This is a genomic window from Brucella sp. IR068 (assembly GCF_049065885.1).
GTDB classification, from domain to species: Bacteria; Pseudomonadota; Alphaproteobacteria; order Rhizobiales; family Rhizobiaceae; genus Brucella; species Brucella intermedia.
In genome coordinates, this window is sequence record NZ_JBAKHE010000002.1 from 161,778 (window position 1) to 182,436 (window position 20,659).

Below are 20,659 nucleotides of genomic sequence, written 5' to 3' on the forward strand. Positions count from 1 at the left end.
AGCTGTGAAGTGTAAAATTTCTTTGTCGAATGAAATGGAAAGACCGGAAGCATTTCCAACGCTTCCGGTCCCTCAAGTTTAGAATGTCTGGTTACCGCTGCCTATATCACCCAATGTGCGCAGCGAAATATTGAACCCGACGCCATGGGACGCCTTGTCATCGCCCGGGTTACGGGTCTGGACGTAATTCATCGAGTAAGTGAAGCACTCGTCATCATAGGCAAGGCCAGACGATGCGCGCACCAGCGTTTCGGAAACCAGATCATAGGTGCCCGAACCGAAAACGCGCCAGTTCGTGTTGATGCGCGCTGTGGCCGCACCCGTGACTTCCTGACGGAGATCGTTATATCCGTAAGCAGGCTGAGGCGCGATATAGGCATATTGCGCGGAGATCGTCAGCTTTTGCCAGCTCTGCTGGGCTTCAAGTTCGCCGCGACGAACCGAGAAGCTGTCCTTGTCGAAGCGTCCGCGGGCAGCGAGGGCGAGACCCGTCGAGTTGGACGTGCCGATCATGGCAACATAGTCGGAGCGTGCATCCTGCAAGCCGGAATCTGCGCCGACATTCAGGAAGTCGCTTGTGCCAAACGAATTGACGCCACCCAGCTGGAACGACTGGCCGCCGAGGGCGTAAAGAGCCCAGTCGCTATTGTTGAAATTGCCCGAATAGCGCAGACCGAGATTGGCGCGCGTGCCACCTTCAACACGGTCATAACCGGAGAACTTGTCGCGCGAGAACAGGTTGGTCGCGTCGAAGACGAAGCTCTGGGCGTCTTCATTCGGCAACTCACCCGCATAGCGTTCGTTGTTGCGAACATAAAGCTGCGCGATCGGCTCGATAATGTGGGTCGAGCTGGTGGACGAGAACAGGATCGGCCAGCGCAGTTCAAGCCCGGCTGTCGCCATGGCGCGAAGCGCTTCCGAACGCACGACCGCATCCGTATAGCCGGCATCCGTCAGGTTGAAGTTCGTGTTCGCGCCAATCGCATCACCGCGCAGTGCCAGCAGGGGCGTGATGACCAGACCGGCAGGCGTGATGAAAGTGCGCTTCCATTCCGCTTCAGTGGTCAGGCGCGCATTGGTACCGTCAAAGCCGGGAACGCGGGGATACGGATTGGGTCGCTGAACCCAACGGCCATCTTCCAGAACGTTAATAAACCTTCCGGCGTAATTCGCATTCTGCCGATAGAGAACCTGCAGATTGGTATTGAAGTTCAACTCGCCGCCATAGACCGGTTCCGGCAATGTGTAGGAGTAATCGAGGCTCGGGAATACCCACGGCTGCTTCGAGTGCATCTCATTAGGATTGTTCGACAGCAGCGATTCCTGCACATTGAAGCGATAGAAGTTCAGGTCGAAATAATTGCGATTGCTGATCCCCTGCAGATAAATCTTGGAGACCTGCGTGCCTGCATTATAACCGTCAATGCTGTAGGTACGGCTGAAGTTGCGGTCGGTCTGCGCCATCACATCCCAACCGAAGCGCCAGCGCGAATTCAGCTCGAAATCACCCTTCGAGGCGACCATGCCACGATTGTCTTCTTCGCGGTCAACGGTGTTGACATCAAACTCACCCGGCTTGTTCTGATGAATGCCCGCGATGCGAAGATTGTAGGTGCCGTTTTCCAGGCGGTGACGCCATTCGGCTTCCGTCAGGAAGCCCTGCTTGGTGTAGCCAGTCGTGGAAAGCGTCAGGTCGTAATTCGGGGCGAGCGCCCAGAAATATGAATTCTTGATGCCGACGCCCAGATCGTCCTTGTAGGAGAAGCCCGGAAACAGGAAGCCGCTCTTGCGCTTCACCGTTGGGTCGGCCATTTCGAATGCCGGGAAATAGGCAAGTGGCATGCCGAAGAATTCAAAGCGGCCATGTTCGAAGCGGACCGTCTTGGTCGTGCTGTTCCAGATGATCTTGCGCGCCTTGATCTGCCAGAGAACAGGCTTGTCAGGATTTTTCGCGCAGGGTTCGCAGGCCGTATAGACGCCGTTGTTGAACGTCGTGATTTCGCCATTGCTGCGTTCGGCACTTTCGGCGGCGAAACGGGTGTTATCCGTCGTCTCGACGCGCAGGCCGTTCACGAAGCCGTCGCGGAAACTGTCGGTGACGTCCATATGGTCGGAGTAGATCTTGTTGCCGTCGCGTTCGACGATCTCGACATTGCCCGTCGCGGTCATGCGCCGCGTCTGCTGGTTGTAGGTCACCTTGTCGGCGACAAGATGATTGCCGTCATATTCGATGCGCACCTTGCCCTGAGCCGTGACGGTATTAACGTCACGATCATAGACGAGTTCGTCGGCCTGCAGGAGCATGCGCGCATTCGGATCGCTCTGGTAATTGGCGCCGAGAGCGTCCTGTGCCAATGCGGGTGAGGGCAGGGCTGCGACAGAAATGAAAGGTAAAGCAAGGACGCACGCCAAGGCCGTCCCGCGCGTCAGGCGTGAGAGCGAATGGGGCAATACCATGCGGGCGTTACTCGAACCCACTAACCATCCTCCTTATGCAACAAAAAGGAGACACCAAAAAATGTCGCGATAATAACCGGTACCCAGGCAGCCACGAATGGCGGAACGAATCCCGCATTCCCGAATGCCTTCACCAGCACCGAAACGACATAAAGCATGAAGCCTGCGATAACGCCACCCAGAATCATAGCTCCTGACTGACCAAATCGCACAAATTTCAACGACACTGTTGCAGCAATGAGAGTCATCGCCATCAGCAATGCCGGCAAAGCCAGAAGTGACTGGTATTGCATGTCAAATGCGTTTGCGGAGTACCCGAAGGAACGCGCGACCTCGATCTTGTGGCGCAACTGCGTGAACGGGATCGTGTCGGGCGTCGCGAGCTTCTCTTCCACATATTCGGGACGCAGCTGCGTCTCGATCTGGAAACTCGCCATTTTCTGTGGCTCTTCGCCGCGCGCGAATCGCGTCACGTCGGTAAGTTCCCAGTGACCGTCCCTGAGCTGCGCCCTGCGCGCGTCGAAACGTTCCCTGATGTTCTTTTTCTCATCGAACTGGATGAAAGTCGCGTCGGCCAGCGTCGCGCCCTGATCCAGAATGCTTTTCGCGCCGATGATGGTCTCGCCTTCATCGGTCTTCTGGCGCAGCCACGGATCGCGCAGCGCGGAAACGTCGGTAGTCTTACCGGTCTTCCATGTCGATGCGATTTCATCGGCCTTGGCGAAGCCATAGGCGGCGAAGGGATTGAGAATGAAGATCGTGGCGAGGCCGAACAGGAACGCGCCGAAACAGGCGGGCAGAAGGAACTGCCAGGCCGACACGCCGACGGAGCGTGCGACGACCAGCTCATATTTTCTGTTGAGCGAAATGAGCGTCGCCATTGCCGAGAACAGGGCGACGAAGGGGATCATCTGCTGCATGATGAAGGGCACGCGCATGGCGGAAAGGCCAAGCGCCGCCCACACGGAATAGTCCGGCAGGTTTGAAAGCTTGCTCGCATTCTCGGTGAAATCGAGCAGCAGCGACAAGGCGAAAATGCCGAGCAGAAAATAGAAGGTGATCTGCACATAGCGGATGAAGAAATAGCGCCCAAGCGTCCAGCCGATCATGCCTTTCCTCCGGCATTATTGCGCGAACGTCCGGTGAGGCGGGCATAGAGCGCCGAGCCCCGGCGCCTCAAACTGTCGAAACCGTCGAGAATGCGGTCGTTCCATTTGTCCGGCAGGCCGATCCGCCGCCCGGTGGCGAGCGCGAAGCCCGTCACGAGAATGACGGCGGCCGGAACCAGATACATGAGGACGATATAGCCTGCATCCTTGTCGGCGCGGTCAGAGGCGAAATAGCCTGCCCAATAGACGAGAAGAGCGGTGCTGATCGCCGAGAAGGACGCCGACACGCGGGCTTCGCGATGCGAGCGGGAATCGCCTGCGAACGCCAGCGCAATCATCGCAAACACAACCGGATAGAGCCATTGCGTCAGCCGCCGGTGCAATTCGGCCTTGTAGCGCAGCGGCCGCGTCTGAAGAATCGGGTCGTTCGGGTCCGGGTTCAGCAGATAGGAAAGCGGACGGTCCTTGGCATAGATGACGAAATCATCCCCGGCCGAGGCAAACTGGCTGAGGTCGAACGCATAGGAATTGAACTTGATAATCGAAACCGTGCCATCCGACACGTCACGGCGCTGCACCTCGCCGTTTTGCATCAGCAGCATGTCGCCGGTCGGCGTCGAAGCAATCGCGCCATCGGCGGCATAATAGATGAGATCGAGCGCCGGATCGCGGGAATCGGCGATGAAAAGCCCGCCAATGCTGCCATCGGCGCGTCGTTCCGCCACCTGGATATAGAGATTGTCGGCAAGTTTGCGGAAATTGCCTTCCTGAACGATGACATTCATGAGGTCGGCGCTGGCATTGGCGATCATGGCGCGCATGTTCATGCGCGCATAGGGATCGACATAGTTGGCGACCAGAAACGACACGACGGAAATGACGGCGGCAAGAATCAGGATCGGGCGCATGACCGCGCTGCGCGGTGCGCCGGACGCATTGATGACGACCAGCTCGGAATCCTGGTTCATGGTAGACAGCGTTTGCGTGATCGCAATGATCAGCGCAAACGGCATCACGAGCGGAATAGCCGATGGAATCAACAGCGAACTGAACTGAACGATCGTCTGGAATGTCTGGCCGCTTGTGGTCAGGAAGTCGATGCGCTGGAGCACCTGCACGGTCCAGGTGATCCCGACCGCAGCGCCAAGCACTGCGAGGAACATGATCGCCACCCGGCGCAGGATGTACAACTCGATCAATCGCATAGGTGGAGTCTACATCCCGGTTCCGTTGAAGGAGCGCGCATCCGAAAAAGGCTGCGGCACTCGTGACAATGACTAAACTTAATGACGCTTGGCTAAGATTGACCCAATAAACGCGGTTAACAGACTACTAAAACCATCACGAAGATGCCAGCTCTCGTGTTCCTGTTGACGGTCCCGTTAATGAGCGATGAGTCGGCTCAAGGCAACCAGTTTTTGCATGGAGCGGGTAAGACAGGCTCGCAATTGTGTCTTGCACGGTTTTCCTCGGCCTAAAACTGGAACAATCTTGGTTCCACTCTTGCTGTTTCGCCATATTCGTCTCACATGAGTGGGGAAAAGTCGCGACACAATCGTGTCATTCTTAAATCGACATCAGGTTTGGAGTTGTCATGTCTAAACGTCCTTCGATCTCTTTCAGCGAATTTGCAGTGCCGGAAAGAGGCGTGTCCATCGTCCTCGTCGCCAAGGGCGGCGGCTTTGCGGACGAGGCGGCCGCGGCTGCTGGCGGTGCGGAAAAGATCAAGCGTATTGCTGAAATTTCCGGGTTCACCGGTGCTTTGGGCAAGACGGCGGAAGCGATCGAGACGACTTCCAGCGGTGTCGACAAGATCGTTCTGGTCGGCGTCGGCGAGCCGGGCAAGCTTGGCAATGACGACTGGCTGAAGATCGGCGGCGCGGCATTTTCACGAATCGGCAAGGCGGAGCGCGCAACCGTGACGCTGGCACTGCCTGAAACCACCATCGCCGGTGATGAAGCTGCCGATCTGGCGCTGGGCATGATGCTGCGCTCCTACAAGTTCGAACGCTACAAGACGCGCAAGAACGATGAGGAAAACGGCGATCCGAAACACGCCGCGAAGATCAACATCTGCGTTGCGGATGCCCACACTGCGAAGCGGGCCCTCGAAGTCGCCGAAGCGGTGGCGGACGGCGTTATCCAGGCGCGCAATCTCGTCAACGAGCCTGCCAATATTCTGGGGCCTGTGGAGTTCGCGCAGGAAGCCGAAAAGCTCGAAAAGCTTGGCGTCAAGGTCGAAGTCCTCGGCGAAAAGGAAATGAAGAAGCTCGGCATGGGCGCGCTTCTCGGCGTGGCGCAGGGCTCTGTCCGCCCGCCGCGTCTTGTCGTCATGGAATGGCAGGGCGCGAAGAGCAAGGAAAAGCCGGTCGCGTTCGTCGGCAAGGGCGTGGTGTTCGATACGGGCGGCATTTCCATCAAGCCTGCCGCTGGCATGGAGGACATGAAGGGCGACATGGGAGGCGCGGCAGCCGTCACCGGATTGATGCGCGCCCTGGCTGGCCGCAAGGCGAAGGTCAATGCAATCGGCGTTATCGGTCTTGTGGAAAACATGCCTGACGGCAACGCCCAGCGTCCGGGCGACATCGTTACCTCGATGTCCGGACAGACGATTGAAGTCATCAATACTGATGCGGAGGGCCGTCTCGTCCTCGCCGACGCACTGCACTATACGAACGACCGTTTCAAGCCGCGCTTCATCATCAATCTGGCCACCCTCACGGGTGCGGTCATGGTCGCGCTCGGCCAGTATCATGCCGGTCTCTTCTCCAACGACGACGAGCTTGCGGACCAGCTTTACGATGCGGGTCAGTCGACGGGTGAAAAGCTGTGGCGCCTGCCGCTCGGCACCGAATACGACAAGATGATCGATTCGAAGTTCGCCGATATGAAGAACAGCGCTGGACGTTACGGCGGATCGATCACGGCGGCACAGTTCCTCAAGCGCTTTGTCGGTGAGACCCCTTGGGCGCATCTCGACGTTGCCGGAACGGCCATGGGTTCGCCTGCAAACGAATACAGCCAGACATGGGCTTCCGGCTATGGCGTCCGCCTGCTGGACCGCCTTGTCCGGGATCATTTCGAAAGCTAAAATCTTTTCTGAACAAAGGGATGGGTGGAGAAGCGGAATCAGTTTCTCCACCCGTTCGCGAAACGGATAGTGCATGGCGGAAATCCTCTTCTATCACCTGACGGAATCGACACTTGATGAAGCCTTGCCCGGCCTGGTCGAGCGGTCGCTCGGACGCGGCTGGCGCGTCACGATCCAGACCGTCAGCGAGGAAAGACGCGATGCGCTTGACGGCTTGCTCTGGACCTTTTCCGACACGTCCTTCGTGGCGCATGGCACCGACAAGGAGCCTCATCCCGAACACCAGCCGGTATTGCTGACCACCAGTGAAGCCAATCCGAATGGCGCGACTGTGCGCTTTCTCGTCGAAGGCGCCGGGCTGGAACAGGCGGACGCCTATGAACGCCTTGTGGTCATGTTCGACGGGCACGATCAGGAGCAACTCGATATTGCCCGGGGGCAATGGAAAAGTTTCAAGGCGGAGAACCACGATTTGACTTACTGGCAGCAGACGCCGGACCGCCGCTGGGAGCGCAAGGCATAATGAGGACGCTATTCATCTTGATGGCCGTCGCCGGCTTTGGTCTTGCCATTGGCTATCCGTGGTATGTGCGCCATTTCACCGGCAGCGAAATTGGCCGCTGGACCATGCTGGAAAACCGGCAGAGCGGTTTTAAGATTCAGGAAGTCAGGCTGTCGGCGGCTGATGGGCCGGTGCGCGTGTTCATCGATGCCACGCCTCTGCCGGGTTATGTGCCTGCGGAACGGCGCTCGGCGGTGACGCTTGCCGTCAGCCGTGACGGACAGCCGGTTCTCTCGCAGGGGCTCGACTTTGCCTCGACCACCGGTTCCATCAACACGGACCGCCCGCAGGATGGCAGTGTTCTGCGCCAGAGTGCCGGGGACATCGATCCCATCATTCCGGGGCTTTATGCATTTCGTCTGGTGCAGGGAAATACAGACGGGCTTCAGATTTCAAAGGCCGATCTGGTGTTGCGGCGAGGGGCGGAAACGCCCAACGAGGTCTATACGACCATCGGCCTGATCCTCGGTGCCTTCGGGCTTTATGCATTGATGCGCACGCGCCTGCGTCCTCAAGGCTGAGGAAGCGCAGATGGGCGCTGCGATTTTCGACCGCATTCTGCTGTTGCTGCTGTCCGCACTTGCCGCCTTTGTCGCGCTCGTTCCGATGGCGGAATTGGGCTGGTTCGGTTCGTCCTTTGAGGGATCGAGCGGCTATCTGGCCATGTTCGTGGCTTTTCCGATTCTGACCGCCATTCTCGCAGTTCTTGCGGTGCGGTACGCACCGCGCCCGTTGCCGAAGGCACTGCGGATCGCTGGCGCGTCGATCATCGGTTTGGTCTATATAGTTTTCTTCGTGCTGTGATTGCCACTGCAGCGCAATGACTTGCCAGCGGTGGCGGATCAGTCCGCCATCGCTTCTTCATATTCGGTGGAGAGTTCCAGCCATTTGTCCTCTGCATCCGCAAGGGCGGAGCGTGCATCGCTCATCTTCTTGTTGATCCGGATCGCCTTTTGAGGCTCTTTCTCGTAAAGAGCCGGGTCTTCGAGCTGTGACGAGAAGACTTGAATCTGTTTCTGCAGCTTCTGGATCAAGGCTTCGGTTTCCTTGATCTTTTTTTGCAGCGGCGCCATGGCTTCGCGTTTCTGGGCGGCGAGTTTTCGCTGCTCGGCCTTGTTGACCCTGGCGTTGTCGTCGCGGTCGGAAACCGGTTCTCCCTTCGCGTCGGCCAGAACGATCTGCCGGTACTCGTCGAGATCGCCTTCAAACGTCTTCACGCCGCCCTCGCGGACCAGCCACAGCCGTTCCATTGTGGCTTCGATCAGATGGCGGTCGTGGGCGATCAGGATCACCGCGCCGTTGAAAGCGTTGAGCGCATGCACAAGCTCTTCGCGGCTGTCGATGTCGAGATGGTTGGTCGGTTCGTCGAGGATGAGCAGGTTCGGGCCGTGAAAGGTCGCAAGTCCCATCAGGAGGCGCGCTTTTTCACCACCGGAAAGATCCTTGGCTGGTGTCAGCATCTTTTCGGTCGAAAGGCCCATCTGCGCAACGCGCGCGCGGACCTTGGCCTCGGGTTCCGTCGGCATCAGCTTGCGCACATGCTCGATGGCGTTGTCCTCCGGAACCAGATCATCAAGCTGGTGCTGGGCGAAGAAGGCAACCTTCAGATTGGGCGAAACCGTGAGCGTGCCCTTTTCGGGCATCAGGCGACCGGCAATCAGCTTGGCCAGCGTCGACTTGCCGTTGCCGTTGGAACCGAGGAGCGCGATGCGGTCGTCATTGTCGATGCGCAGCGTCACATTGCGCAACACCGGCTTGCCCGGCACGTAGCCCACATCGGCATTGTCCAGCGCGATGATCGGGGAGGCGGCCTTCTTTTCCGCATCCGGGAAGCGGAACGGCTGCACATTGCTTTCGACATAAAGCTCGATTGGCTTGAGCTTTTCCAGCGCCTTCATGCGCGATTGCGCCTGACGGGCCTTGCTGGCCTTGGCGCGGAAACGCTCAACAAAGGATTCCATGTGCTTGCGGTGGGCTTCCTGCTTGGCATGGGCCTTCTGCTGCAATTCCAGCATCTCATGCCGCTGCCGCTCGAACTGGTCGTAATTGCCGCGCCAGAAGCTGATCTTCTTCTGGTCAAGATGCATGATCGACGACGTGGCCGAGTTCAGGAGATCGCGGTCATGGCTGATGATAATGACTGTGTACGGATAGCGCTTCACATAATCGACCAGCCAAAGCACGCCTTCAAGGTCGAGATAGTTGGTCGGTTCGTCGAGCAGCAACAGGTCCGGCTCGGCGAAGAGAACCGCAGCCAGTGCGACGCGCATGCGCCATCCGCCGGAAAAGGCCGATGCCGGCTGGCGTTGCGCTTCCGCGCTGAAACCGAGGCCGGACAGAATGGCGCCGGCGCGCGCTTCCGCGGAATGGGCATTGATATCGGCAAGGCGCGTATGAATTTCGGCGATGCGATGCGGATCGGTCGCGGTGGCCGCTTCCTCCAGAAGCGCCGCGCGCTCCTTGTCCGCCTTCATGACGATTTCGATCAGCGCTTCGTCGGTGCCGGGCGCTTCCTGCGCGACCTGGCCGATACGAGTGTTCTTCGGCAGGGAGATGCTGCCGGTTTCGGGTGCGAGATCGCCCGTGATGACGCGAAACAGCGTGGATTTGCCGGTGCCGTTACGGCCGACGAAACCCGTCTTCGATCCCGCCGGCAGCGTTACGCTGGCGTGGTCGATAAGGAGGCGTCCGGCAATTCTTACGGAGATGTCGTCAAGGATAAGCATGATGAAAGCGCTTTTGCACGGCTTGAAGCGTTTCCGCAAGTATCAACATCAGTCAGGCGAAACGCCGCCCGCCTTCCGTCCGCAGGAAATGCATGAGATCGAGCGACGGCGCTTCCGTTCCCAGTCTGGTAAACGCGGTATGGATCTGTCCGCGATGGTGTGTCTGGTGGTTGAACATATGGGCAAGTGACGGCATGAGCCGCTGGCTTATCGTGCGCATTTCATTGAGTTTAGTATAGCTGAAGCGACCGCCGAGCTTCTGTGTGTCGAGGCCGTCCGCATAGCGGCATATGCGCGCGTCTTCCGCCTGCCGCAGATCGCGCAGCATGATGAAATTGTCGGAAACGATCGCATCAAGCGTCTTCGGATGATCGCCTTCCGTGGTGAAGCGTTTCATCCAGATGCGGTCGGCGACGAGCAGATGATTGAGTGTGCGATGGATGGAGCCGAAGAAGAGACCGAGATCGAGCCTGTATTCCTCGTCGCTCAACTGGGCAGCGGCGGCATAGACCAGTTCATTTGCCCATCGGTTGTAATAGGCGAACATTTGAAAATGCTGTTCCACGAGAACCCCCTGACCACCCGTCGGCGCCGCTTCTGCGAGGCTGAATCGGCGCGGCATCATCTATGCAATCAATTTTCTGTCGTCTCAAGGTGCTAATCGGTTCGCCTCTTGGCAATCGGGCCTATCGACGGTATAGAGCCTCACTTTTCTGAAAATTCCAGCACAAGGTGTCATAATGGCAATCGAACGTACCTTCTCCATGATCAAGCCCGATGCGACCCGCCGCAACCTGACCGGCGCAATCACCGCCAAGCTCGAAGCAGCTGGCCTGCGCGTCGTCGCTTCGAAGCGCGTCTGGATGAGCCTGCGTGAAGCTGAAGGCTTCTATGCTGTTCACAAGGATCGCCCTTTCTTCGGCGAACTGACCGAATTCATGTCTTCCGGCCCGACGGTCGTTCAGGTTCTGGAAGGCGAAAACGCCATCGCCAAGAACCGCGAAGTCATGGGTGCGACCAACCCGGCAAACGCTGACGAAGGCACCATCCGCAAGGAATTCGCCCTGTCGATCGGCGAAAACTCCGTACACGGTTCGGACGCTCCGGAAACCGCTGCGGAAGAAATCGCATACTGGTTCTCGGGCACCGAAATCGTCGGCTGATCCCAACGAGAATATAAAGAAAAAGCCCGCCTTCCCGGCGGGCTTTTTTGTTGTCTGGGCGATGCGTGGAAACAGGTTTCAAAGGCTCTGCGCGAGCCTTGCCACTTCCTTCCCTTCGTCGTCGAAGAGAACGAGCTTGCCCATATCGATCTTGTAGGACCGGGTCTTGCCGAGCACGTCGAGGAACTTGCGTTCCTGGTTCATGAGGGCAGGCGGGCACTGGACATAGGTCGATCCGATCTCGGCGAAGGAAATATTTTCCCCGGTCACGGTCGCCTTGCTGAAATAGCGGTTGCAGCCGCCCGACCCGCTGACCGCGCCATCGGTCGAAACCGTCAGGGTTGTCTGGGCATTGTCGATCACGCCGCCGCCTTGAATGTCCTCCGCGAGCCAGTCCTTGCCCTCGATGCCGATGGCAGCGCCTTCGTCACCGCTCTTGCGCACCATCACAACCTTTATTTCCGCAGGTTCGCCGGGGTTTTCCGGATCGATCGCATAGCGTTCGTCATTGACGAACCACAGCGTGTCGCCCGCCGAAATGCGCGCCTGCAAGGCATAGCTATGGCCGGGCTGGATCTGGTCCATATCGAAATTGATGGCAAACGGGATCGGCGATCCCTGAACGGATTCGATCCGCGTTTCGCCGATGACCTTCGAGGGGGCGTCGGCCAGCGAGACGTCGGAAAGCTGGACCGTCAGGCTTGCTTCCGGCGGCAGCGCGATCCGCTCGCGATACACGACCTTGCCGCTGACGGTCTTTTCCGCCGCCAGGCTGCTTGTCGGCATCGAGGTGGTCAGGAACAAGGCAGCGCCGCCAAGCGCGCCAATGCCGACCACAAGTGCCGCCGCAATTGAAAGGGTTTTCGCCAATCCATTTCGCATCGTTAAAGCCCGAAACTTCCGTTCCCGCATGCGTTGTTTGTTGCAAGACAGATGGCGCTGATGCGGATTCCAGTCTGTCTGTCATCATCGCCTGTCGGCATCTGATTCATGATATCGACAATAGCGAAATCTTCGTGTGAAAATTGTGGCGGCGCAAGAACACGCCAGCTAAATTACCCACTATTCTAGGGGGTTAAATAGTTAATTCGCGATTAAAATGAAAAATTGAGATCAATAGCGAACCCCCTGATCGGAAGATCATGACTGTTTCCAGCGTTCGCGTATCTTCTCGTCTTCCTCTTTGGACGATACCCATCCGCCGACAGAACCGTCGGCGAGATGCTCCCTTTTCCAGAACGGAGCATCGGTTTTCATGTAATCCATCAGGAACGACGCGGCCTCGAAAGCCGCGTGGCGATGCGACGAGGCCGCAGCCACCAGAACGATGTTCTCGCCGGGCCTGATAAGCCCGTAACGGTGAATGATCGTAAGCGCGGTTATCGGCCAGCGCGCGATGGCCTGTCGGGCGATGCGGGTGATTTCCGCTTCGGCCATGCCGGGATAGTACTCCAGTTCCAGCGCGGAAAGCGTGCCGCTTTCATCGCGGCAAAGACCGGTAAAGGTGACAATGGCGCCTATATCCGTGCGCCCCTGTTCGAGCTTGCGCAGTTCCGCCGCCGTGTCGAAATCTTCGCTTCTTATGCCGACGAACAGTGGGCATGGAGCTTGCCCGCTCATCTCATCCTCCCGTCATGGGCGGAAAGAGCGCGACTTCGTCGCCGTCATTCACCAGTTCATCATGCTCGGCATGTTCCTGATTGATCGCGGCGCGAATGACATGCTCATGCTCGAAAGCGGCATCATATTCCGGCCCAAGCGATTTCAGATGGCCGATGAGATCACCGACGGTCGTTTTGGGTGAGGGGAGTTCGATAGTCTCCTCGCCCTTGCCAATTTTCTCGCGCACCCATGCGAAATAGACGAGTTTTACCGCCACTGGATCAATCCATCACGTGTTTCAGGCCCGCCTTGAAGTAATCCCAGCCCGTGTAAAGCGTCAAAAGGGCCGATACCCAAAGCAGGACAATGCCTGTTTCCGTTACATAGGGCATGATCTTGTCACCGGCAGGGCCTGCCAGCAGGAATGCAAGCGCGATCATCTGTGCGGTCGTCTTCCATTTGGCGAGGCGCGAAACGGGCACGCTGACCTTCAGCTCGGCAAGATATTCGCGCAGGCCCGAAACCAGGATTTCGCGGCAAAGGATGATGATGGCGGCCCAGAGCGTCCAGCCGGCAATCGTGCCGTCAGCGGCGAGCAGCAGCAGGATGGCCGATACGAGAAGCTTGTCGGCGATCGGGTCGAGCATGCGGCCGATGGTCGATGTCTGTTTCCATATGCGGGCGAGATAGCCGTCGAAAAAGTCGGTGATGCTGGCGACGGCGAACAATCCGAGAGCTGTCCAGCGGGCGAAATCGCTCGACTCCAGCCGTCCCTCGATAAAGAAACACAACACCACAAGAGGCACGGCGATGATCCGGCCATAAGTGAGGATATTGGGTAGGGAGAGGGTATGATTCTTCTGCATTCGTTCCGCCGCATGTTTGTCAGTCGCACATCAACAGGGATATGACATAAAATCAACTCCCGCTAACATGTTCGCCCGCGACTTAGAGCGCGTTTCGATCTGATTGGATCAGATCGGCGCTCTAATCCTTTGTTTTGACGCGCATCTTATCGGAAACCGTTCCACACTTTTCAGGATGCGCTCTAATGACGCTTGTAGATGATTCCCGGACAAGTTTGTGTCATCGATCCCGGAAATGGTCGTGGATCGTCCGCGCCATGGCTTCCGAAATGCCGTCGATCTGCATGAGGTCCTCGACCGCAGCACGCGAAACCGCCTTTGCGGTCCCGAAATGATGCAGGAGCGCACGCTTGCGCGACGGGCCGATTCCCGCGATTTCATCGAGCGGATTCTTGACCATTTCCTTCTTGCGCCGGGCGCGGTGCGTGCCGATGGCGAACCGGTGGGCCTCGTCGCGCAGACGCTGGATGAAATAGAGCACCGGATCGCGCGGCGGCAGCGTGAACGCCTGCTTGCCTTCCACGAAGAAGCGTTCACGTCCCGCTTCGCGGTCGACGCCCTTCGCGATGCCGATGGCATTGACAAGATGGCTGATGCCAAGCTCGCCAAGAATTTGCCGCACGGCGCCCACCTGGCCTTGCCCGCCGTCGATCAGGATGACATCGGGCCAGGCTGGAAACGTATCCGTTACTTCGGTGTCGGCGGGTTCTTCCGGCGTGCCGTGTTCCTTGACCAGCCGCGAGAAGCGACGCTCGATCACTTCTCGCATCATGCCGAAATCGTCGCCCGGCGTAATGTCGGTCGAGCGGATGTTGAACTTGCGGTACTGATTTTTGACGAAACCTTCCGGCCCGGCGACGATCATGCCGCCGACAGCGTTCGTGCCCATGATGTGGGAGTTATCATAGACCTCGATCCGGCGCGGCGGTTGCGACAGGCCGAAGGTCTCGGCCATACCCTGCAAAAGACGGGCCTGCGACGATGTTTCGGCAAGCCGCCGCCCAAGCGCCTCGCGCGCATTGGTGAGCGCGTGATCGACAAGGTCCTTCTTCTCGCCGCGTTGCGGCACGTTGACCTGTACCTTATGGCCCGCGCGCGTCGAGAGTGCTTCGGCAATAAGCGATTGCTCCTCAACCGTCTCGGACAAGAGAACCAGCCGCGGACTTGGCTTGTCGTCATAGAACTGGGACAGGAATGCCCCCAGAACCTCCGCCGGGCCGAGCGAACTGTCCGCCTTGGGGAAATAAGCGCGATTGCCCCAGTTCTGGCCGGTACGGAAGAAGAAGACCTGAATGCAGGTCATGCCGCCTTCCTGATGGATGGCGAAGACGTCAGCCTCTTCAACCGTCTGCGGATTGATGCCCTGATGGGATTGCACATGAGAAAGCGCCGCCAGACGATCCCGGTAAACGGCTGCATGCTCAAAATCGAGGTCCGCCGACGCGGCCTGCATTGCCGTTGCGAGGTGGTCCTTTACCGACTGGCTCTTGCCGGACAGAAACGCCTTGGCCTCATTGACGAGTTCGGCATAGTCCTCATCGCTGATCTCGCGCGTGCAGGGGCCGGAACAACGCTTGATCTGAAAGAGAAGGCAGGGACGGGTGCGCGTTTCAAAAACCGAATCCGTGCAGGTCCGCAGCAGGAAGGCACGCTGAAGCGCGTTGATCGTGCGACCGACAGCACCGGCAGAGGCGAAGGGACCGAAATAGTCTCCCTTGCGGGACCGCGCACCGCGATGCTTGAAAATGCCGGGTGCCCGATGGTCGCCGGTCAGCAGAATATAGGGAAATGACTTGTCGTCGCGCATCAGCACGTTGAAGCGCGGACGCAACCTCTTGATGAGATTGGCTTCCAGCAACAAGGCTTCGGTTTCCGTCCGGGTGACGACGAATTCCATCGTCACCGTTTCGCGGATCATCCGCGTGATGCGATTCGAATGGCCGATCCCGCGCGCATAGTTGGACACCCGCTTCTTGAGATTGCGCGCCTTGCCGACATAGAGCACGTCACCATCGCCGTTGAACATGCGATAGACGCCCGGATTGTTCGGCAGGCGCTTCACGAAAGCATTGATGATGTCCTGACCGCTCAGGCCTTCAATATCCGGCAGGCCATCCGAGGAATCCCATTGAATGGAATCGGCAGCGGACGGAGAGGCCGGAACATCGGCTATATCGTCGGTCTCGTCATCCTCTTCGGTCTCCGCGTCGCCAATGATGATACCGGCCACATCCTGCTCGTCATCGGACGGCAGGTTTGCAACGGCATCCTCATTGTTCTTGCGGTTTCCAGTCATTCCGTAATTCCTGCAATATCCGGGGTTTCCCATGCCAGGTGCTGTCCGCCGTCAAGGGCGATCATCTGGCCGGTGACGGAGCGGCTTTCCCAGAAATAGCGAACAGTACGCCCAAATTCCGACAATTCCGGCGCGCGCTGCAAAAGAAGTTGTTCGACCTGCTGTTCAAAATCGCCCGGCTTCTGCCGTTCGCTCGGCAATGTGGGGCCCGGCGCGATTGCATTGACCCGGATACGCGGCGCGAGCGCCTGCGCCATGGTTCGGGTGGCATTCCACAGCGCCGTCTTCGAAAGCGTATAGGAAAAGAAGTTCGGATTGAGCTTCCATACGCGCTGGTCGATTACATTGACGACAAGCGCGTCCTCGCCGTCGGGCAGGGCATTCGCCATTTCCTCGGCCAGCAGGACCGGCGCCTTAAGGTGGATCGCAAAGTGCTTGTCCCACAGTGCCATGTCCAGTTGCCCGATACGGTCGTCTTCAAACAGCGATGCATTGTTGACCAGAAGCCGGATCGGCCCGAGCTGCTTCGCTGCATCCCGGACAAGGTTGCGGACATCGGTTTCCGAGGCAAGGTCGGCGCGCACGACACAGGCTTTTCCGCCTTGTTCGTTTATGGCTGCGGCAAGGGCCGCGCCGTCATCGACGGAGTGATTGCAGTGTATGGCGACCGGGAAGCCATGGGCGGCAAGGTCTTCGACGATTGCCTTTCCAATGCGCCGTGCGCCGCCGGTTACCAGAACCGGACATTTGGCAAGCAGGCGAGGCTCGTGATCATTCAACACGGTAAACACTTTCTTATCGAGATTCTTCAATCGATTTCATGCCACTTCGGTCGGAAAATTGCAGCTAAAAATAGCATCCGCAACATTCATAGCTGACAAAATTGTAGGGATTTCAGCGACTTCGTTTCGTCTGGCCGGGCGGCGTGCGGCGCCACCGACACCATCCTCCCACTATATAGGTGCCAGCAACGGGCGTTGCGATAATGCAACATCGCAATTTTGCCACGTTCTCGTCAGGTTCTCTCCACAGAAGCGGGCATTTCGTGCCGCAATTACCGTCGATATGTCGGTCCTGTCAGCGCGGCATGGACGATTACTCCCAATGTCGCCCGCCCGATAAGGGACCGCGCAAAAGGTAATTTGTGTAAGGAGAATGCTATGCGCACTCTTAAGTCTCTCGTAATCGCCTCGGCTGCGCTGCTGCCGTTCTCTGCGACTGCTTTCGCTGCTGACGCCATCCAGGAACAGCCTCCTGTTCCGGCTCCGGTCGAAATGGCTCCGCAGTACAGCTGGGCTGGCGGCTACACCGGTCTGTACCTCGGCTACGGCTGGAACAAGGTCAAGACCAACACCGACGGCAGCATCAAGCCGGACGACATGAAGGCTGGCGCTTACGCTGGCTGGAACTTCCAGCAGGACCAGTTCGTATACGGTGTTGAAGGCGACGCCGGCTACTCCTGGGCCAAGAAGTCCAAGAACGGCCTGGAAGTCAAGGAAGGCTTCGAAGGCTCGCTGCGTGGCCGTCTCGGCTACGACCTGAACCCGGTCATGCCATACATCACCGCCGGTGTTGCTGGTAAGCAGGTCAAGCTCGACAATGGCTTTGACGACGAAAGCAAGTTCCGCGTTGGTTGGACTGCTGGTGCAGGTCTGGAAGCCAAGCTCACGGACAACATCCTGGGCCGCGTTGAATACCGTTACACCCAGTTCGGCAACAAGACCTATGATCTTGGCACCGAGTCGGTCCGTAACAAGCTCGACACCCACGACATCCGCGTCGGCGTTGGCTACAAGTTCTAATTATCTGATAATTGAACACGGAAAACCGGGCAGGCAACTGCCCGGTTTTTTGTTGCGCCGTTTTTGGGCTCAGTTGGTCGCGGCATCTGTCAGCCAGCCGCGAAAAGCCGACATCGCTTCGGTTCCCGCCCGCGATTGCAGCCGCGTCAGCCAGTAACTGCCCATCGTCACCGTCGTTTCGAATGGCTGGACGATGGTTTCCGACAGCAATTGCCGGGAAAACATCAGCGGCGGCGCAAGCGCAATACCCGCTCCCTGCATGGCGGCTTCCATCATCGCAAGCGACGAATCGAACATGATGCTTCGGGGCAGGGGCATGTCGCCCGTGACGCCTGCCGCCAGAAACCACTGCGTCCATTCATCGGCACGGTAGGAGCGCAGCAACGTGTGGCGCGCAAGATCGGCCGGTGTTCGCAATTCGCGCGCAAGTTCGGGAATGCAAAGCGGCGACAAGGGTGCTTCCAGCAATCGCGTTGCATCGATGCCGTGCCAGGCGCCGCTGCCGAACCGGATGGCGTAATCCAGCCCCTCCGCCGCAATATCCACCCGGTTGTTGTTGGTCGAAAGCCGCAGGTCGATGAACGGATAGCTTTTCTGGAAATCTGGCAGGCGTGGCAGCAGCCAGCCCACCGCAAGCGTCCCCACCGCGCCAACCCGCAATATTTCCCGGTAATGCCCCGCCTCGAAACGTTCGAGCGTTCCGGCAATCCTGTCGAATGCGTCCTTCAATGTGGGGAGCAGCGTTTCCCCTTCGCTGGTCAGCATCAACCCGCGCGGCAGGCGCTCGAACAGCGTCACATTCAGCCGGGTCTCAAGGCTTTTGACCTGATGGCTCACAGCGGCCTGCGTGACGCAAAGCTCGATCGCGGCCTTGGTGAAGCTGAGGTGGCGCGCCGACGCTTCGAAGGCGCGTAGCGAATTGAGCGGGAGATGCGGACGAACCATGGAGACCCAAATTTTTCTAACGTCAAATGCTAGATAACGTCGTTTGTCGCCGCAGCGCAAGCATCGTATATCAGCAGGGCCTGAAAGGCTTATATCCCGTGGGAAACGGGTTTCAGTATAATGGATCGCGCAGCGACGGCTATGTCTCGGTTGAGAGGCAGCCGAATGCATAATCATGAGGTTTATTCATCTGTCATGAGAAAATATACGACGCTTTTGATTGGTTTCCTTGCTGGTTCAGCCATCATCCCCGCCGGCGGCGCGCTGGCGGCAGGCACTATAAATGATGAGGAACTTCGCCGCATTGTCGATGAAACCGTGCGCCCGCTCATGGCCGGGCAGAAAATCCCCGGCATGGGCGTTGCCATAAGCATCGATGGCAAAAGCCACTTCTTCGGTTACGGGGTGGCGTCGAAGGAAAGCGGGCAGAAAGTCGATGAGGATACGATTTTCGAAATTGGCTCGATCAGCAAGACCTTCACCGCGACGCTTGGCGGCTATGGATTGGCGACCGGCGCATTTTCCCCGTCCGATCCCGCGACCAGATGGGCTCCCGAACTTGCGGGCAGCAGTTTCGACAAGATCACCATGCTGGATCTTGGAACCTATACGCCGGGAGGATTGCCCTTGCAGTTCCCCGATGCTGTCACCGACGACAGTTCCATGCTGGCCTATTTCAGAAAGTGGAAACCGGATTACCCGGCGGGCACCCAGCGCCGTTATTCGAACCCCAGCATCGGGCTGTTCGGTTATCTCGCAGCGCGCAGCATGGGCCAGCCGTTCGATGTGTTGATGGAGCAGAAGCTTCTGCCCGCATTGGGTCTGAAGAACACTTTCGTCCATGTGCCGGAAAGCCGGATGAAGGACTATGCCTATGGGTACGCCAAGGCCGACAAGCCGACCCGGGTGGCAAGCGGCACGCGGGATGCGGAGGCTTATGGCATCAAGACCACGGCGCCCGATCTCCTTCGCTTCGTGGAGCTGAATATCGACAGCGCCTCGCTTGCGCCCGACTTCCAGAAAGCCGTCGCCGCCACGCATACGGGTTATTACCGTGTCGGGGCGAACAATCAGGGCCTCGGCTGGGAAATCTATACCTATCCGGTCACGCTCAAGACGCTTCTCGCTGGCAATTCGTCGGATATGGCGTTGAAATCGCACAAGATCGAGAAATTCGATCCCCCACACGCGCCCTCGGCGGATATGTTCATCAACAAGACCGGCTCGACCAAGGGTTTTGGCGCCTATGCGGCCTTTGTCCCCGCGAAGAAGACCGGCATTGTTTTGCTCGCCAACCGGAATTATCCAAACGATGAGCGCATAAAGGCCGCTTACCGCATTTTGCAGGCGATCGATAAAAGCGAGTGATCCGCAAAAGAAAACCCCGGAAAATCCGGGGTTTTCTTCTTTTAAAACCAATCAGCCGCGCGGCAGAAGTTCGGTCAGTTCCGGGTGCAGTTCCTGAAAACGCTTCATCCAGCGCTTGAGCTTGGAGCGGTTGCGCTCCCACTTGCCTTCAAAGCGCAACGACAGATAGCCAAGCGCTGCGGCAACGGCGATATGTCCCACATGCAGCTTGCCCGCAAGGCGGGGCGGCGCTTCGTTCAGAAGGTCGAGCGCCCGCTCGGCCTTGCGCCATTGCAGGTCGAGCCAGGGCTGGTGGACCTTCTCTTCGGGGCGCATCCGCCGTTCATAGACATGGGCCAGCAGCACGTCGCAAAGACCATCGGCGATGGCTTCATAGCGCTCGGCATCGGTACGCTTTTCCGCATTGCGCGGGAAAAGCTTGTTGCCCGAAACCCGGTTCAGGTACTGGGTGATCGCGCGGCTGTCGAAGACGGCCTTGCCGTCATCCGTCAAAAGCGTCGGAATCTTTCCGAGCGGATTGGCCTGAATCAGATCCGCCGGTTCCGCCGAAGTGTTGACGATGACGCTTTCAAACGAAATGCCGGCGTGATGGGCGGCCATGCGAACCTTCGCGCTATAGGGCGAGGCGGGTGAATAGAGAATCTGTGTCATCGTAATTTCCTGAACAGGCTA

20 protein-coding genes are annotated in these 20,659 nt (G+C 58.3%); 7 read left to right on the forward strand and 13 right to left on the reverse strand.

Going from position 1 to position 20,659, the window contains the following annotated elements:
- Positions 1–78 precede the first annotated feature (78 nt).
- The 3 genes from ACOWVS_RS03685 to lptF are packed head-to-tail and all read right to left on the reverse strand — an operon-like array spanning position 79 to position 4,771.
- A complete protein-coding gene (locus ACOWVS_RS03685; protein ID WP_039852466.1) occupies positions 79–2,457 on the reverse strand; it encodes an LPS-assembly protein LptD in 2,379 nt (792 codons plus the stop codon).
- A 20-nt stretch (positions 2,458–2,477) separates the two neighbouring features.
- Positions 2,478–3,566, reverse strand: coding sequence for an LPS export ABC transporter permease LptG (gene lptG / locus ACOWVS_RS03690; RefSeq protein ID WP_006466414.1), 1,089 nt, complete (start codon positions 3,564–3,566; stop codon positions 2,478–2,480).
- Positions 3,563–4,771: an LPS export ABC transporter permease LptF gene (gene lptF, locus ACOWVS_RS03695; protein ID WP_006466415.1), complete on the reverse strand. Its 1,209-nt coding sequence runs from the start codon at positions 4,769–4,771 to the stop codon at positions 3,563–3,565. Before lptF ends, lptG begins: the two co-directional genes overlap by 4 nt.
- A gap of 389 nt (positions 4,772–5,160) precedes the next feature.
- Between lptF and ACOWVS_RS03700 the strand changes: the two genes are divergently transcribed.
- From ACOWVS_RS03700 to ACOWVS_RS03715, 4 genes are all read left to right on the forward strand, one after another.
- Positions 5,161–6,657 (forward strand): leucyl aminopeptidase, encoded by a 1,497-nt coding sequence (locus ACOWVS_RS03700; protein ID WP_006466416.1) that lies wholly within the window; start codon positions 5,161–5,163, stop codon positions 6,655–6,657.
- Positions 6,658–6,730: 73 nt separating this feature from the next.
- Entirely contained in the window at positions 6,731–7,180 is a 450-nt protein-coding gene (locus ACOWVS_RS03705; RefSeq protein WP_075041634.1) for a DNA polymerase III subunit chi, read from the forward strand.
- Positions 7,180–7,740 (forward strand): type IV secretion system effector BspB, encoded by a 561-nt coding sequence (gene bspB / locus ACOWVS_RS03710; RefSeq protein ID WP_075041635.1) that lies wholly within the window; start codon positions 7,180–7,182, stop codon positions 7,738–7,740. The genes ACOWVS_RS03705 and bspB overlap by 1 nt, the downstream gene beginning before the upstream one ends.
- A 10-nt stretch (positions 7,741–7,750) precedes the next feature.
- A complete protein-coding gene (locus ACOWVS_RS03715) occupies positions 7,751–8,023 on the forward strand; it encodes a hypothetical protein (RefSeq protein ID WP_039852468.1) in 273 nt (90 codons plus the stop codon).
- A 38-nt stretch (positions 8,024–8,061) separates the two neighbouring features.
- Here the strand turns inward: ACOWVS_RS03715 and ACOWVS_RS03720 are convergent, their stop codons facing one another.
- Together ACOWVS_RS03720 and ACOWVS_RS03725 are read right to left on the reverse strand one after the other, a co-directional pair.
- Positions 8,062–9,945: an ABC-F family ATP-binding cassette domain-containing protein gene (locus ACOWVS_RS03720; protein ID WP_039852910.1), complete on the reverse strand. Its 1,884-nt coding sequence runs from the start codon at positions 9,943–9,945 to the stop codon at positions 8,062–8,064.
- A 52-nt stretch (positions 9,946–9,997) separates the two neighbouring features.
- Entirely contained in the window at positions 9,998–10,510 is a 513-nt protein-coding gene (locus tag ACOWVS_RS03725) for a DinB family protein (protein ID WP_075041690.1), read from the reverse strand.
- A gap of 175 nt (positions 10,511–10,685) precedes the next feature.
- Here ACOWVS_RS03725 and ndk point away from each other — a divergent pair, with 175 nt between their 5' ends.
- A complete protein-coding gene (gene ndk, locus ACOWVS_RS03730; RefSeq protein ID WP_006466421.1) occupies positions 10,686–11,108 on the forward strand; it encodes a nucleoside-diphosphate kinase in 423 nt (140 codons plus the stop codon).
- Positions 11,109–11,186: 78 nt separating this feature from the next.
- Here the strand turns inward: ndk and ACOWVS_RS03735 are convergent, their stop codons facing one another.
- The 6 genes from ACOWVS_RS03735 to ACOWVS_RS03760 all read right to left on the reverse strand — a co-directional run bounded on the left by ACOWVS_RS03735 (position 11,187) and on the right by ACOWVS_RS03760 (position 16,684).
- Positions 11,187–11,990, reverse strand: coding sequence for a YbaY family lipoprotein (locus tag ACOWVS_RS03735; protein WP_021587839.1), 804 nt, complete (start codon positions 11,988–11,990; stop codon positions 11,187–11,189).
- 258 nt (positions 11,991–12,248) lie between these two features.
- Positions 12,249–12,728, reverse strand: a complete 480-nt coding sequence (locus ACOWVS_RS03740; RefSeq protein WP_006466424.1) for a molybdenum cofactor biosynthesis protein MoaE — start codon at positions 12,726–12,728, stop codon at positions 12,249–12,251.
- Position 12,729: 1 nt separating this feature from the next.
- Positions 12,730–12,987: a molybdopterin converting factor subunit 1 gene (gene moaD, locus ACOWVS_RS03745; RefSeq protein ID WP_006466425.1), complete on the reverse strand. Its 258-nt coding sequence runs from the start codon at positions 12,985–12,987 to the stop codon at positions 12,730–12,732.
- 4 nt (positions 12,988–12,991) lie between these two features.
- Positions 12,992–13,576: a CDP-diacylglycerol--glycerol-3-phosphate 3-phosphatidyltransferase gene (gene pgsA, locus ACOWVS_RS03750; protein WP_006466426.1), complete on the reverse strand. Its 585-nt coding sequence runs from the start codon at positions 13,574–13,576 to the stop codon at positions 12,992–12,994.
- A gap of 220 nt (positions 13,577–13,796) precedes the next feature.
- A complete protein-coding gene (uvrC, locus tag ACOWVS_RS03755) occupies positions 13,797–15,872 on the reverse strand; it encodes an excinuclease ABC subunit UvrC (protein ID WP_039852471.1) in 2,076 nt (691 codons plus the stop codon).
- Positions 15,869–16,684, reverse strand: coding sequence for an SDR family oxidoreductase (locus tag ACOWVS_RS03760; RefSeq protein ID WP_006466428.1), 816 nt, complete (start codon positions 16,682–16,684; stop codon positions 15,869–15,871). Before ACOWVS_RS03760 ends, uvrC begins: the two co-directional genes overlap by 4 nt.
- Positions 16,685–17,032: 348 nt before the next feature.
- Between ACOWVS_RS03760 and omp25 the strand changes: the two genes are divergently transcribed.
- Entirely contained in the window at positions 17,033–17,674 is a 642-nt protein-coding gene (omp25, locus tag ACOWVS_RS03765; protein WP_006472445.1) for an outer membrane protein Omp25, read from the forward strand.
- A gap of 69 nt (positions 17,675–17,743) precedes the next feature.
- Here the strand turns inward: omp25 and ACOWVS_RS03770 are convergent, their stop codons facing one another.
- Positions 17,744–18,619 carry a LysR substrate-binding domain-containing protein gene (locus ACOWVS_RS03770; protein WP_006472444.1) on the reverse strand — a complete coding sequence of 292 codons (876 nt, stop codon included), beginning with the start codon at positions 18,617–18,619 and terminating at the stop codon, positions 17,744–17,746.
- A 195-nt stretch (positions 18,620–18,814) separates the two neighbouring features.
- On the opposite strand from ACOWVS_RS03770, the gene blaOCH reads away from it, so the two are divergent.
- Positions 18,815–19,987 carry an OCH family extended-spectrum class C beta-lactamase gene (gene blaOCH / locus ACOWVS_RS03775; protein WP_036565578.1) on the forward strand — a complete coding sequence of 391 codons (1,173 nt, stop codon included), beginning with the start codon at positions 18,815–18,817 and terminating at the stop codon, positions 19,985–19,987.
- Between the two features lie 51 nt (positions 19,988–20,038).
- Here the strand turns inward: blaOCH and ACOWVS_RS03780 are convergent, their stop codons facing one another.
- Positions 20,039–20,638, reverse strand: coding sequence for a glutathione S-transferase (locus ACOWVS_RS03780; RefSeq protein WP_006466432.1), 600 nt, complete (start codon positions 20,636–20,638; stop codon positions 20,039–20,041).
- Between the last annotated feature and the right edge of the window lie 21 nt (positions 20,639–20,659).

What these genes read in the sequence shown, in the direction of transcription:
- uvrC (WP_039852471.1), bottom strand. Translation starts at nt 15,872, where the DNA reads ATGACTGGAAACCGCAAGAACAATGAGGATGCCGTTGCAAACCTGCCG.
- pgsA (WP_006466426.1), bottom strand. Translation starts at nt 13,576, where the DNA reads ATGCAGAAGAATCATACCCTCTCCCTACCCAATATCCTCACTTATGGC.
- ACOWVS_RS03770 (WP_006472444.1), bottom strand. Translation starts at nt 18,619, where the DNA reads ATGGTTCGTCCGCATCTCCCGCTCAATTCGCTACGCGCCTTCGAAGCG.
- omp25 (WP_006472445.1), top strand. Translation starts at nt 17,033, where the DNA reads ATGCGCACTCTTAAGTCTCTCGTAATCGCCTCGGCTGCGCTGCTGCCG.
- ACOWVS_RS03715 (WP_039852468.1), top strand. Translation starts at nt 7,751, where the DNA reads ATGGGCGCTGCGATTTTCGACCGCATTCTGCTGTTGCTGCTGTCCGCA.
- lptF (WP_006466415.1), bottom strand. Translation starts at nt 4,771, where the DNA reads ATGCGATTGATCGAGTTGTACATCCTGCGCCGGGTGGCGATCATGTTC.
- lptG (WP_006466414.1), bottom strand. Translation starts at nt 3,566, where the DNA reads ATGATCGGCTGGACGCTTGGGCGCTATTTCTTCATCCGCTATGTGCAG.
- ACOWVS_RS03720 (WP_039852910.1), bottom strand. Translation starts at nt 9,945, where the DNA reads ATGCTTATCCTTGACGACATCTCCGTAAGAATTGCCGGACGCCTCCTT.
- ACOWVS_RS03685 (WP_039852466.1), bottom strand. Translation starts at nt 2,457, where the DNA reads ATGGTATTGCCCCATTCGCTCTCACGCCTGACGCGCGGGACGGCCTTG.
- ACOWVS_RS03735 (WP_021587839.1), bottom strand. Translation starts at nt 11,990, where the DNA reads ATGCGAAATGGATTGGCGAAAACCCTTTCAATTGCGGCGGCACTTGTG.
- bspB (WP_075041635.1), top strand. Translation starts at nt 7,180, where the DNA reads ATGAGGACGCTATTCATCTTGATGGCCGTCGCCGGCTTTGGTCTTGCC.
- ACOWVS_RS03700 (WP_006466416.1), top strand. Translation starts at nt 5,161, where the DNA reads ATGTCTAAACGTCCTTCGATCTCTTTCAGCGAATTTGCAGTGCCGGAA.
- ACOWVS_RS03705 (WP_075041634.1), top strand. Translation starts at nt 6,731, where the DNA reads ATGGCGGAAATCCTCTTCTATCACCTGACGGAATCGACACTTGATGAA.
- ndk (WP_006466421.1), top strand. Translation starts at nt 10,686, where the DNA reads ATGGCAATCGAACGTACCTTCTCCATGATCAAGCCCGATGCGACCCGC.
- blaOCH (WP_036565578.1), top strand. Translation starts at nt 18,815, where the DNA reads ATGAGAAAATATACGACGCTTTTGATTGGTTTCCTTGCTGGTTCAGCC.
- ACOWVS_RS03780 (WP_006466432.1), bottom strand. Translation starts at nt 20,638, where the DNA reads ATGACACAGATTCTCTATTCACCCGCCTCGCCCTATAGCGCGAAGGTT.
- ACOWVS_RS03740 (WP_006466424.1), bottom strand. Translation starts at nt 12,728, where the DNA reads ATGAGCGGGCAAGCTCCATGCCCACTGTTCGTCGGCATAAGAAGCGAA.